Source organism: Ferdinandcohnia sp. GQ5 (assembly GCF_059759275.1).
Map to the genome: position 1 here is coordinate 66,824 of NZ_JCAXEW010000018.1, position 13,258 is coordinate 80,081.

Here is a 13,258-nt window from a genome sequence, read left to right on the forward strand (position 1 = left end):
AACGGATAGAGGGGCACTATACTATTAAATTAATAGTTTCTAAAGGTTGTTTTAAATTGAAGGAGGGTAACCATGGATAAGAAAAGAATCATTATGTTAAGTACAGGAGGGACTATTGCCAGTAAACGAAATCCCGAAACTGGGTTATTAACAGCTGGTGTGATGTCTGGTGAAGAACTATCTGAAATGTGTGATCTCCCTTCATATATAGATGTTGATGTGATATCTGTCTTTCAGATACCTAGTAATCATATGACGTTTGGTCATTTAATTACATTGAAGGAAAAGATTGAAGAAGTCTTTGAAAGCCCAGATATAGATGGAGTCGTAGTCACCCATGGTACGGATACATTAGAAGAAACGGCATATTTCTTAGATTTAGTTATTGCTGATGAGAGGCCAGTTGTGATCACTGGTTCACAGCGGGGACCTCAAGTGAATGGAACGGATGCTTTTGTTAACTTGCGACAATCCATTCTATTAGCTGCATATCAAGAATGTAGGGGTCTTGGAACGGTTGCTATATTTAATGAGCGGATTTTTTCTGGGCGATACATCAAGAAAAAACATGCTTCAAACGTAGATGGATTTACTTCTTTTGGCTTCGGTTACCTAGGAATTGTGGATCAAGAGACAATCTTTATCTATCAAAAACCTGTGAAACGAGAAACATATACTTTGAAAACCTCATTACCTACTGTTGAGCTCGTAAAAACCTCACTTGGTTCAGATGGTAAGTTTATAGATTGTGCCGCTGATTATGGGGCTAAAGGAATTATTGTAGAAGCCCCTGGTAGGGGTCATGCACCACCTTATATCCTCGATAGTGTGAAAAGAGCGGTTGAAAAAGGAATATATGTACTCCTTACAACAAGTGCTGAGGAAGGGGAAGTAAAGACGGTTTATGACTTCCCAGGAAGTGCCTGGTCCTTACAAAATGCGGGGGTCCTATTAGCAGGTGATTATGACAGCAAGAAGGCCCGAATTAAATTAGCGGTTCTGATAGCTGCGGGCGTAAAAGAAATAAATGAAGATCATTTTCATCATTAAATTCTTAGAAGAGGATAGGTTCATTTGTAATTTGTGAAATTCGCAAAGAGGGTGGACCTGTCCTTTTTGTCGGTTTTAGTAGTAGTTTGTAACATTTTGGGATGAGGGACCTATCCCCCTGTCCCGCTAACTGGCAAATTATTGGCTCAGGCATGTTTTGAACGGATAGAAGGTGGTTTGATGTGATTAGCTTAGTTTGGTAGCGTTTACACTCACTAATTGAATCATATGCATATGACTTTCCGAGATACCCTTGATAATGGTTTTTAAGATGTTACGATAAATACGTTCTTAAATTTTTACCACAAGGGAGACATTTGATGTTACATGAAAAAACAATCGCCTTTATAGGGGCAGGTTCTATGGCAGAGGCAATGATATCAGGAATTGTTGCGGCTGGAAAAGTTCCTTCGAATCAGATTTTTGTTACCAACCGTTCGAATACAGCACGACTACAACAGCTTGAAGAAAATTATTATATTAAAGGTTTAACAAGCAAACATCTAAACCTACAAAATATCGATATTATCGTCCTCGCAATGAAACCTAAAGATGCAGAAGTTGCACTACAGTCCATCAAAGATTCACTTCAACCAAACCAACTCGTTTTATCCGTACTAGCGGGTATTACCACAACTTACATGGAGCAGCATTTACCAGCGGGACAACAGGTGATTCGTGTGATGCCGAATACATCTAGCATGATTGGAGAGTCTGCAACAGCCATTTCAGCTGGTTCCTCGACTACTACGGAAGATATGTTACTGGCTAAAGACCTGCTTGAATCAATTGGAGAAGTTTACGAGATTCCAGAGGACCAAATGGATGTGTTTACAGGAGTAGCGGGTAGTGGACCTGCCTATATTTATTACCTAATGGAGCATATGGAAGCAACAGTGAAAAAGGCAGGATTACAAGAAAAAGTGACAAGAGAAATTATTGCTCAAACGATTGTCGGAGCAGCAAAAATGATTCAGCAACAGAATGAGACACCGACCACATTACGGGAAAATGTGACTTCCCCAAATGGAACAACAGCTGCAGGTTTAGCAGCCTTAGAAAAAAATGGTGCCGGTAAGGCGATCTCACAAGCTATTAAACATGCGGCAAAGCGTTCCCAAGAAATCAGTTCACAGCTTGAAGGCACTACTGAGAAAAAAGTTCAAGCTGTTTAACATAAGCATAAAACCCTTTTACGGGCGATAAGCGCTTGTAAAAGTATTATCGTCCGGCAATCAAATCAAAAACAAAACAGATAAGGATTGATCGGATGTCCATAGAAAAAAGAGTTGTTATAAAGGTCGGAAGTAGCTCGTTAACGAGCCGTCATGGAGAAATTAGTAAGATAAAACTAGAAAAATTGACGAATGAAATTGCTGAGTTGAAGGATGCAGGGCACGAGGTTGTTCTAGTATCATCAGGGGCCGTCGCTGCTGGATATAGAAAGCTCGGCTGTCTTAAACGCCCAGATTCATTGTCAGAAAAACAAGCAGCTGCATCGATTGGTCAAGGATTATTAATGGAGTCCTATTCCCACCTATTTTTATCACACGGCTATGTGGCTTCGCAAATCTTGATTTTAAGAAGCGACTTTTTGGATGAATCACGTTATCAAAATGTGCGCAACACATTGAATGTTTTATTAGACCGAGGGATTATTCCAATCGTTAATGAGAATGACACGCTTTCGACAGAGCGTTTGAACTTTGGTGATAATGACACATTGGCGGCTAAAGTTGCTGGTTTAGTGGATGCTGACCAACTGGTCATTTTATCTGATATAGATGGTTTATATGATAAAAACCCAACTGTACATGAGGATGCTAAGTTAATAGAGCAAGTGTCTGAAATTACGGATGAAATCGAGAATGCTGCAGGTGGTTCTGGAAGTACTGTTGGTACAGGTGGCATGAAGTCTAAAATTGAAGCCGTGAAAATTGCAATGGCGTCTGGGATTTCAACTTTTTTAGGAAATGCAAATAAAGAAAATATCATCGTGGATGCCGTGGAAGAAAAGGCGACCGGTACGTTTTTTTCTTGTAAAAAATCAGTGACAATACTTAATCAAAAGAAAAAGTGGATTGCCTTTCACTCAGGATCCAAGGGAGAAATAATCATCAATGCCGATGCAATAGAGAGAATTGTGAAGAATCGGAAGAGCTTGCGGCTAAAGGAGATTCTTCAAGTCGAAGGTAGGTTTGAAAAAGGCGCTGTTGTCCGTGTAGTGGATACGGGCGAAGAAGAAATTGCCAGAGGTTTGGTGAAAATCTCTTCAGATGAGTTAGAACGGATGCTACAGTCTCAAAGAGATCAAGTAATAGATTCCACTGTCATTATGGAAATAGGAGATTTTGTTTGCCATATAGATGCACCAATCACAATTGGAGTTTGACTTTATTCAGTAGGTAACCCAACCGAGTAAAGTCAAAGCCTCCGGCGGATGCCACAGATCTTTAGAAGTAGTTTTTCGAGCAGGCTCGAATAGATCTGGGCATCAAATACGCCAAGGCGCAATTGATTAAAGGAGGAATTAGGTGACTTTAGTAAAGGAAAATGTAGATATTAGAAATCAAGCACGTGAAGCAAAAAAAGCTGCCAAACAAGTGAGTATTCTATCAACTGACGATAAAAATAGAGCATTGTATATAATAGCTGAACATTTAGAAGCAAGCTTTGAAATTATCTTAGAAGCTAATAAGGTTGATTTGCAAAAAGGTAAAGAAGCTGGATATACGCCAGCATTCATGGATCGGCTAACACTTTCAAAGAAACGTATTTTTGATTTTGCAGAGGGACTTCGACAAGTTGCTGCTTTGGAGGACCCGACAGACCAAGTTATTTCAGATTGGACATTGGAAAACGGCCTACAGGTGAAAAAAGTAACGGTACCTTTGGGTGTTATCGGGATGATTTATGAGGCACGACCAAATGTAACGGTTGATGCAACAGGGCTCGCGTTAAAGTCAGGAAATGCAATCATCTTAAAAGGCGGCTCATCAGCGATTCACACAAATAAAGCAATCGTTGAGGTTATTCAATATGCGCTAGAGCATACGATGATACCAAGGGAAGCTGTTCAATTTATTGCAAGTACGGATCGTGAAGCTACCGGGCAGCTATTTACGATGAAGGAATATATTGATGTGCTTATTCCTCGCGGCGGGGCCTCTTTGATTCAAACGGTTGTTAAACAAGCAACAGTTCCTGTACTCGAAACAGGTGTCGGAAACTGCCATGTCTATATTGACTCTGGAGCTGATGTCAACAAGGCGTTGCCAATCCTTGTGAATGCAAAAACAGATCGACCGGCTGTTTGTAATGCTGCGGAAACAGTCCTTATACATAAGGACTGGTTGCAAAAACATAAGGATGTGCTTGTGAAAACATTACAGGAACATTCTATTACAGTGCATGGGGATGAGCAGTCACTATCAATTATCCCAAATGCAATCCCCGCAGGTAAAGAGGATTGGGCAAATGAATATTTAAGTTTGGATATTGCGATGAAGATTGTTGAAGATGTGCACGAAGCAATTGACCATATTGAAAACTATGGGACAAAGCACTCAGAGGCGGTTATTACAGAAAATCAAGAAGTAGCAGATGTGTTTATGAAACTTGTCGATGCATCTTCTCTATATCATAACGCTTCAACTCGATTTACAGACGGTGGAGCCCTAGGGTTTGGTGCTGAAATTGGTATTTCAACTCAAAAGCTTCATGCACGTGGGCCGATGGGACTACCAGCACTAACAACAGTAAAATTCTTAATGACCGGAAATGGACAAATAAGATAATAAAGAAACACGGCAGAATAAATAGGATTCTGCCGTGTTTTTTGGTGAAAGGGGTAAATTTATTGTTTCTTAAAATGGGAACTGAGTAAGTGTGCGATCCATTTACAATGTGGATGGTTCCGAACGTTTAACAAGAGTCCGTTTATAATCGCAGGGCTATATGTTCGTTTATTCACCTGTTCTTGCAATAGCAGCAGGGATTCCTTTTCAATTGAATCTTCCATTTCTTTTACTTTCTCCTCAAGTAACGAAATCAATTGTTCCTTTGTGATCTCACCCTGTCCGGATGATTCCATAAGTTCTTTTTTTAGAAAAGGAAGGGTCATGCCATGAGCTAATAAATCTGTTTTTTCCACTAGGGACTGACAAAGGAGGTCAATATCCAGTGGAACAAGCTGATACAGAAAGAGCTCCGAATACATCCTCATAAAACCTTTTATACTATAGAGTAGATCATATTTTATATGCTCTGCTTTTTCTCCATAAATGCGGTCAATCATCAAGAGAATCACTGTATTACCTAGTTTGTCATAATAATGCATTTTAAGAATTAATTTTTCGTTAAGAGACTGGGTATACTCTTTCATTAAGATATTCGCAAAATGTGAGTGTTCTTTAAATGACTGGAAGCTTACATAATAATATTCAAATAGAAGATTTTCTGTATCTTTTTTGTTTCTGACTAAATGGTCAATATTAGCAAAAAATTGCTCCATAAACTGGTCGATTAGGGCGATGATTAATTCATCTTTTGACTTGAAAGAGAGGTAGAAAGCTCCCTTTGAAATCCCACACTGATCAGTTATTTGCTGTACAGATGTTGCCTCAAAACCTTGCTTTGCGAAAAGCTCTAGCGCCTTTTCCATTATTAGTTGTTTTTTCACCATTTCGTGGTTCTCTCCCGTTTTCTTTCATTGACAAATGACTGATTGGTCATTATTATAAATAAATGGGTTTAATAAGTCAATCTAGGGTAGGTGTAAGTGTGAGAGGTATAGCCAACTTTGTATTAAAAAACAAACTAGCAGTTTGGTTATTAACAATTATTATAACTGTATCTGGAATTTATTCAGGTACACAAATGAAGACAGAAACAATTCCTGATATATCCATTCCGTTCCTAATGGTTATGGATGTATATCCTGGTGCGACTCCAGAACAGGTGATGGAAGATGTCTCAATGCCAATTGAAAAAGCGGTCGAGGGACTTGATGGGGTTAAATCTGTTTATTCCAATTCCTATTCGAACATGGCTAATATTCAAGTTGAATATGAGTATGGCGAGGATATGGACGAGGCGAAGCGTGCCCTTCAATCCGCTTTAGACGCAGTTACATTGCCAGAAGCTGCACAAGAGCCTGTTATTACGGCCATTAGCATGAATATGATGCCGGTTGTGGCATTAAGTGTAAGTAGTAAAACAGAAGATATTGTGGAATTAACATCAACAGTTGAAGATGTTTTACTTCCAAAGATTGAAAAGCTTGATGGGGTTGGATCGGCAACGATCACAGGTCAGCATATTGAAGAAGTACAACTTACTTATAATACTGAAAAAATGGCTGAACTTGACTTAACAGAGGACTCAGTCAAACAGATGATCCAAGCAAGTGATATGTCAGTATCACTAGGACTTTTTGAGTTTAAAGAAGGTGAACAAGCTGTTGCGATTGACGGAAAGTTCATGACAGCAGATGAGTTAAAGGAAATGTTAATTCCTATTACACCTACTGAAAATAATCCACAGCCATTCGTGAAACTTAGTGATATTGCTACAATTGAAGAAGTTGGACGCGTTCAATCCGTATCTCGTACGAACGGAAAAGACGCTATTGCTATTCAAATTGTTAAAGAGCAACGAGCAAACACAGTGGATGTGGTAAATGAAGTAAAGGATCTTATTGAAGACGAGCAGGAAAGAATTGAAGGTCTCGTTATCGATGTTTCACTAGACCAAGGAGAGCCAATTGAAAAATCAGTTGCAACAATGGTAGAAAAAGCACTATTTGGTGGTTTAATCGCGGTCTTAATAATTCTACTATTCCTTCGTAATTTTAGATCAACAATTATTTCGATTGTATCCATTCCGGTTTCCATTTTTATGGCATTATTGTTACTGAAGTGGATGGACATTACATTGAACTTAATGACACTAGGGGCAGTTACGGTTGCAATCGGACGTGTAATTGATGACTCCATTGTCGTTGTTGAAAATATTTATCGAAGACTACATTTAAAAGAAGAAAAGCTAAATGGCCGTGCCTTAATACGTGAAGCAACACTTGAAATGTTCAAACCAATCCTTTCCTCCACGTTAGTTACGGTTGCGGTATTTGCACCGTTAATTTTTGTAGGTGGTATGGTTGGAGAATTGTTCATGCCGTTCGCATTAACAATGACTTTTGCCTTAGGTGCTTCCTTGTTAGTTGCGATTACGATCGTTCCTGCTTTATCACATACTTTGTTTAAAAAACAGCTCTATGTTGAAAAAACAGAGTCAAAGCATAAAGAAGTAGGTAAGCTTGCAAATTGGTATAAAGGTATTTTAAATTGGTCGCTAAATCATAAAATTATTGTGTCAGTACTGTCAATATTATTATTAGTCGGTAGCTTAGCATTAACACCGCTTATTGGTTTTAGTTTTATGGGTAGTGAAGAAGAAAAGGTCATGTATCTAACTTATACGCCAGGAACTGGTGAGTTAAAAGATGAAACCTTGGATAATGTTGCAACAGTTGAAGAAGAGTTATTAAAACGAGAAGATATTGATATTCTTCAGGTTTCTGTAACAGAAAGCGGCGACCCAATGGCCGCAATGATGGGAGGCGGCGGTGACGGTGCGCTCATGTACCTCATTTTCGATCCGGAAATGGAGAACTTCCCTGAAGTCCGCGAAGAAGTTGAAGAATACGTGTTTAATATTGGCCAATCGGGTGAGTGGAAGAGCCAGAATTTCTCTTCTATGTCAATGAGCACAAATGAGGTTAGTTATACATTATATAGTGAAGATTTAGATAAGCTTTATGATGCAGTTGATATGGTTGAAGGCGTCATGAATGATGCAGACGTTTTAGAGGATGTATCGTCAAGTGCTGAGGATGCATATGTCGAGTACACATTCAATGTTGAACAGGATGAATTATTACAATATGGACTTACAACTGGTCAAATTGTGATGATGCTAAATCCAGACCGCTCACAAGAGGTTATCACAACTGTTGAAAAAGATGGAAATACATTGGAGGTTATTGTTCAGCAGGAAGAAGTAGCTACACCAGAGTCAATAGATGATCTTCTTGCAACTCAAGTACCAACAGCAATGGGTGCAACGATGCCTCTATCTGATTTAGTAACGGTTAAAGAAGGTACTACCTTAAATACACTTGCTCGTAGTAAAGGTGAGTACTATGCTTCCGTTTCAGGATCTATTATTGGGGATGATATTTCAAAAGTAACAGCTAAGGTTGGAGAAGAAGTAGAAGAACTAGACCTTCCAAAAGGAGTAACACTTGATATTGCCGGTGTTCAAGCAGATATGGTTGAAACATTTACCCAACTAGGTCTTGCAATGCTCGCAGCAATTGCAATTGTGTACTTCATCCTTGTTGTGACATTTGGTGAAGGAGTTGCACCATTTGCAATTCTGTTCTCCTTACCATTTGCAATTATTGGTTCGTTTGTTGGATTATTGATTGCAGACGAAACCATTTCGGTATCGGTTATGATGGGTCTGTTGATGTTGATCGGTATAGTGGTTACAAACGCCATCGTTTTAGTAGACCGAATCATTCATATGGAACGTGATGGACTAACAATGCGTGAAGCTGTTCTTGAGGCTGGTGCCACACGTTTACGTCCAATCTTAATGACGGCAATTGCCACAATGGGTGCACTAATCCCGTTATTATTTGGCGAAGGTGGCGGAGGTTTAATTTCGAAAGGGCTTGGTATTACCGTTATCGGTGGACTCGCAAGTTCAACTCTACTAACACTTCTAGTCGTACCAATCGTCTACGAAATTTTGTCTAAAATGTTTAAGAAAGACCGTAAAAACATTCAAGAAAACTAATCAATCCGGCCCCACAAGGTTATACATATCTTGTGGGGCTTTTATATTCACACCTTAAAAATTTTTTCGTAATTTTGTATTGACCTTAACGTTGCGTAAAGGTGTAAATTGAAATTATCAAGGGGGTGATGAGGTGGAGTATACGGTACAAAAGCTAGCGAAACTAGCAGGAGTAAGTACAAGAACTCTAAGGTACTATGATGAAATTGGGATTCTTAAGCCGGCAAGAATCAATTCATCAGGTTACCGAATTTATGGCCAAGATGAAATCGATCGTCTACAACAAATTCTTTTTTACCGTGAACTCGGGGTCAATCTAACAGATATCAAACAAATTATGACCAATCCTGCCTTTGATGAGCCTAAAGCACTCAAAGAACATCGAGAGCAGCTCCTTGATAAACGAAAACAAATCGATCTACTCATTGCCAATATTGAAAAAACCATTGCGCAAAAAGAAGGGAGAGTTATTATGTCTGATCAAGAAAAATTCGAAGGCTTTAAAAAGAAGGCACTCGAAGAAAATGAGAAAAAATACGGAAAAGAAATCCGTGAAAAATATGGTGAAGAAACAGTTAAACAATCAAACGAGATGTTCATGAATATGTCCAAAGAGGATCATGAGGCGGTAACCCGTCTTTCTGAGGAATTAATGGAGACCTTAAGTGATGCGATGAAGACTGGCAATCCAGCTGGAGAACTCGGCCAAAAAGCGGCAGAGTTGCATAAGCAGTGGCTCATGTATTTTTGGCCAAAATATAGCAAAGAAGCGCATGCAGGCTTGGCGCAAATGTACGTCGATGACGAACGATTCACAGCATATTATGACAAACAACAGCCAGGAACCGCAGAATTCTTGAGAGATGCAATAGTTGTGTATACAGGGCAAAAGGCTGAATAAGGTGGATGAGTTTTTTTGGGGGTGAGATCTTAGAGGTCTCGCTCTTTTTTTGAGAGAGTAATGTTTCAGTTCGCACGTTATTGTGTAGGAATTTGTCTAAGTGTTACCAGATTGTAGTGTTGCCATCCGGACAGAAAGTGTGGGTATCAACTGTTTGGTATCCGAGAAGAACACTACTTGCTACAGCAAGAGTGGGAAGTTGTCTGGTTGAGTCAGAATAGAGCGTTTATTGCGAAGCGAGGGCAAGAAAACGTCTGTGATGAGTCGGAAAGAAGTGTTGATTATGACAGAGAGAGCAGAAAATTGACAGAGTTGAGTCAGAATGAGGTGCTGATTGTGACAGAGCGAGTAAGGAATCAGCTGAGTTGAGTCAGAATAGAGTGCTGTTTGCGAAGCGAGGGCAAGAAAACGTCTGTGATGAGTCGGAAAGAAGTGTTGATTATGACAGAGAGAGCAGAAAATTGACAGAATAGAGTCAGAATAAGGTGTTGTTTGCGACAGAGGGAGTAGGAATCAGCAGAGGAGAGTCAGAATAGAGTGCTGATCGCGACAGCGAGAGCAGGAAATTGACAGAATTGAGTCGGAATAGAGTGTTGATTGCGACAGCGAGAGTGGGAAATCGGCAGAGGAGAGTCAGAATAGAGCGCTGATTGCGACAGCGAGCACTGGAAAATGGCAGAGTTAAGTCAGAATGAGGTGCCGATTGCGACAGAGAGAATGGGAATCAGCTGAGTTGAGTCAGAATAGAGCGCTGATTGCGACAGCGAGCACAGGAAAATGGCAGAATTGAGTCAGAATAAGGTGTTGTTTGCGACAGAGGGAGTAGGAATCAGCAGAGGAGAGTCAGAATAGAGTGCTGATCGCGACAGAGAGAGCAGGAAATTGACAGAATTGAGTCAGAATAGAGTGCTGATTGCGACAGCGAGCACAGGAAAATGGCAGAATAGAGTCAGAATAAGGTGTTGATTGCGACAGAGAGAATGGGAATCAGCAGAGGAGAGTCAGAATAGAGCGCTGATTGCGACAGCGAGCACTGGAAAATGGCAGAGTTAAGTCAGAATGAAGTGCCGATTGCGACAGAGAGAATGGGAATCAGCTGAGTTGAGTAAGAATAGAGTGTTGATTGCGACAGCGAGAACAGGAATAAGGAGGAATTGAGTCAGAATGAAGCACTAATTGCGACAGAACTCTGGAAATAAAGTAATTGCTACCACAATTTGACTTATATATATTACAATAGAATGTAAGGGATTACACAGAGCGGAAGAGATAGGACTCCTTGTCCCTTTCGTTCAATAAAGGGCTATAAAGGAGAGGAAGAAATGGAGAAAGTGAATAAAATTCCAGGTGCACTCATGGATTGGATTATTAAAACGTTAAACAGTGGCGTTAACCCTGAAGCGATTGTCGATGCAATGATTCGAAAAGGCTATGATCCTAAATTATCATATACCACTCTGTTTCGAATCGTTGGAAATAAACCAATAAACACACCAGGTGTGCAAGCTCCATATGAATATGAACAGCCCGAAATCGCGAAAAAGGGAAGTACTTTACATACAAGTGACCGTGAAATTAAGGTCCTTTCAAAAGTAGAAAAGCCTTTTATTTTACATTTGGATAATTTCCTAAGTTATGAGGAATGTGACCAGTTGATTGAAATGTCGCGAAACCGCCTTAAGCCTTCAACTGTCATTGATCCAAAGACTGGTGAAGAAAAAGCAGCTACTGGTCGAACTAGCAAAGGTATGTATTTTTATTTGCGAGAAAATGAGTTTATTAAAAAAGTAGAAAAAAGAATTGCGGAATTAACGGAGTTTCCTATTGAAAATGGAGAAGGGCTACAGGTACTGAATTATGGAATTGGTGAGGAATACAAAAGTCACTTTGACTATTTTCCACCAAGTAAGGTAGACCCTGCTAAAGGTGGTCAGCGGGTGGGGACGTTCCTCATCTATTTAAATGATGTACCTGCAGGAGGAGAAACTGTTTTTCCTAAGGTTGGAGTTTCGATTGTTCCAAAGAAAGGATCTGCTGTCTATTTTCAGTATGGAAATAGTAAAGGTGAGGTAGACCGGATGTCCCTTCATTCGAGTATTCCCGTATCCGAAGGTGAAAAATGGGTTGCAACGAAATGGATTCGCCAAGGGAATATATATAGGCACTAAACGAAATGCATTCAATTAGAATTGTCATTGTAATCATGATATAGTTAAACTAATAAATTTAAGTAAGCTGAAATTAGAGATTTTGAAAATACTAAAATGAAGTGTGTCAGTGCATAGAAAGGTGTGTGAACTTTGGATAAAGTACAAACTTTTAAAGACGTCATGGGGAATTATCCGACGGGTGTAACAGTTGTAACGACGACGGATGAAAATGGAGTACCACTTGGACTCACAGTAAACTCATTTGCCTCTGTTTCATTAGATCCATTATTGATTTTATGGTCAATTGATAAGCGAGTATCAACTTACGATATTTTTACAAATGTGGATAAATTTGCGGTTCATGTATTAGCTGGGGATCAGGGAGATATCTGTGCCCTATTTGCAAGTAAGGGAACAGATCGATTTGGTAATTGTGAATGGGAAATGTCTGATAACAACCTTCCAATCCTTAAGGGAACTTCGGGAGTATTACATTGTAAAACTCATAAGACGATTGAAGCGGGTGACCACACAATCCTAATCGGTGAAGTGGTAGAGATTGAAAATTATAATAAGCCGCCACTTCTTTATCACAACCGTAAATTCGGCAATATTCCTGCAGAGTTTTATAAATAATCATGTGGGTACCTTTCCTTATGTGGAAAGGTATCTTTAAGTTAAAATAACTCTTAAATGAAGCGAGTGGCTTTATGTGAAACTCATGTCAACATTTATGGATAGTTTGCGATTGCCGAATAAGGCAGCAATGAAACGTCTGAATAAGCTGGAAATGAGAAATACAATTCTTTTCCTTCTTTTATTATTGTTTATCGTCGCACTTCCAATTGAAATTAACTTACTTTTGGATGATTCCTATAAGGAAAGCGATATTCCTCAAAATATTTATATCATTCAAGTCCTCCTTTTTTACCCGTTTTTAATGCTTTTTTTAGGTATCGCAGGGATTTCGACTTTAGCGGGAGCGGGTGTAGGAGTCAGTAAGGTTACACATCGCCATTTGAAATTTCAATTTTTATGGAAGATGTGTGCGTTTGCGTTAACAAAACCAATTATCATTTTTGCGGTTGCCAATATCCTGATTGGTACCCATTGGATTGTGAATACAATTATATTTATATTGTTATTTTACACGATTCTACGGATGATTTTTCATTATCCGAGCCGAGTAAAGAAGCATAAGTAAAGAACCGGTGAGCCGGTTCTTTTTTTGTTTGTTACAGGAAAATATTTGAAACCTTTTGTGTGAAATATCGTACATACTTAGTGGGTT

The 13,258-nt window shown here is 39.4% G+C and carries 10 protein-coding genes; 9 read left to right on the forward strand and 1 reads right to left on the reverse strand.

The features are described from left to right. Positions 1 to 72 precede the first annotated feature (72 nt). The 4 genes from AC6CHV_RS19995 to AC6CHV_RS20010 all read left to right on the forward strand — a co-directional run bounded on the left by AC6CHV_RS19995 (position 73) and on the right by AC6CHV_RS20010 (position 4,847). Positions 73 to 1,050 carry an asparaginase gene (locus tag AC6CHV_RS19995; RefSeq protein WP_341329685.1) on the forward strand — a complete coding sequence of 326 codons (978 nt, stop codon included), beginning with the start codon at positions 73 to 75 and terminating at the stop codon, positions 1,048 to 1,050. 320 nt (positions 1,051 to 1,370) lie between these two features. Beyond that, on the forward strand, positions 1,371 to 2,225 hold the full coding sequence (proC, locus tag AC6CHV_RS20000) for a pyrroline-5-carboxylate reductase (protein WP_341329686.1): 855 nt from the start codon (positions 1,371 to 1,373) through the stop codon (positions 2,223 to 2,225). 95 nt (positions 2,226 to 2,320) lie between these two features. Then, positions 2,321 to 3,442, forward strand: a complete 1,122-nt coding sequence (proB, locus tag AC6CHV_RS20005; RefSeq protein ID WP_341329687.1) for a glutamate 5-kinase — start codon at positions 2,321 to 2,323, stop codon at positions 3,440 to 3,442. A 142-nt stretch (positions 3,443 to 3,584) separates the two neighbouring features. Further along, positions 3,585 to 4,847: a glutamate-5-semialdehyde dehydrogenase gene (locus tag AC6CHV_RS20010; protein ID WP_498079555.1), complete on the forward strand. Its 1,263-nt coding sequence runs from the start codon at positions 3,585 to 3,587 to the stop codon at positions 4,845 to 4,847. Positions 4,848 to 4,906: 59 nt separating this feature from the next. On the opposite strand, the gene AC6CHV_RS20015 is transcribed toward AC6CHV_RS20010, so the two are convergent. Then, positions 4,907 to 5,734 carry a TetR family transcriptional regulator gene (locus AC6CHV_RS20015; RefSeq protein WP_498079556.1) on the reverse strand — a complete coding sequence of 276 codons (828 nt, stop codon included), beginning with the start codon at positions 5,732 to 5,734 and terminating at the stop codon, positions 4,907 to 4,909. A 98-nt stretch (positions 5,735 to 5,832) separates the two neighbouring features. Between AC6CHV_RS20015 and AC6CHV_RS20020 the strand changes: the two genes are divergently transcribed. The 5 genes from AC6CHV_RS20020 to AC6CHV_RS20040 all read left to right on the forward strand — a co-directional run bounded on the left by AC6CHV_RS20020 (position 5,833) and on the right by AC6CHV_RS20040 (position 13,171). Beyond that, positions 5,833 to 8,916: an efflux RND transporter permease subunit gene (locus AC6CHV_RS20020; protein ID WP_498079557.1), complete on the forward strand. Its 3,084-nt coding sequence runs from the start codon at positions 5,833 to 5,835 to the stop codon at positions 8,914 to 8,916. Between the two features lie 133 nt (positions 8,917 to 9,049). After that, positions 9,050 to 9,817 (forward strand): MerR family transcriptional regulator, encoded by a 768-nt coding sequence (locus tag AC6CHV_RS20025; protein WP_341329691.1) that lies wholly within the window; start codon positions 9,050 to 9,052, stop codon positions 9,815 to 9,817. Positions 9,818 to 11,139: 1,322 nt separating this feature from the next. Beyond that, positions 11,140 to 11,985 carry a 2OG-Fe(II) oxygenase gene (locus tag AC6CHV_RS20030; protein WP_498079558.1) on the forward strand — a complete coding sequence of 282 codons (846 nt, stop codon included), beginning with the start codon at positions 11,140 to 11,142 and terminating at the stop codon, positions 11,983 to 11,985. A gap of 162 nt (positions 11,986 to 12,147) precedes the next feature. After that, a complete protein-coding gene (locus tag AC6CHV_RS20035) occupies positions 12,148 to 12,603 on the forward strand; it encodes a flavin reductase family protein (RefSeq protein WP_341333458.1) in 456 nt (151 codons plus the stop codon). A gap of 85 nt (positions 12,604 to 12,688) precedes the next feature. Beyond that, entirely contained in the window at positions 12,689 to 13,171 is a 483-nt protein-coding gene (locus AC6CHV_RS20040) for a DUF1189 family protein (protein WP_498079559.1), read from the forward strand. Positions 13,172 to 13,258 lie beyond the last annotated feature (87 nt).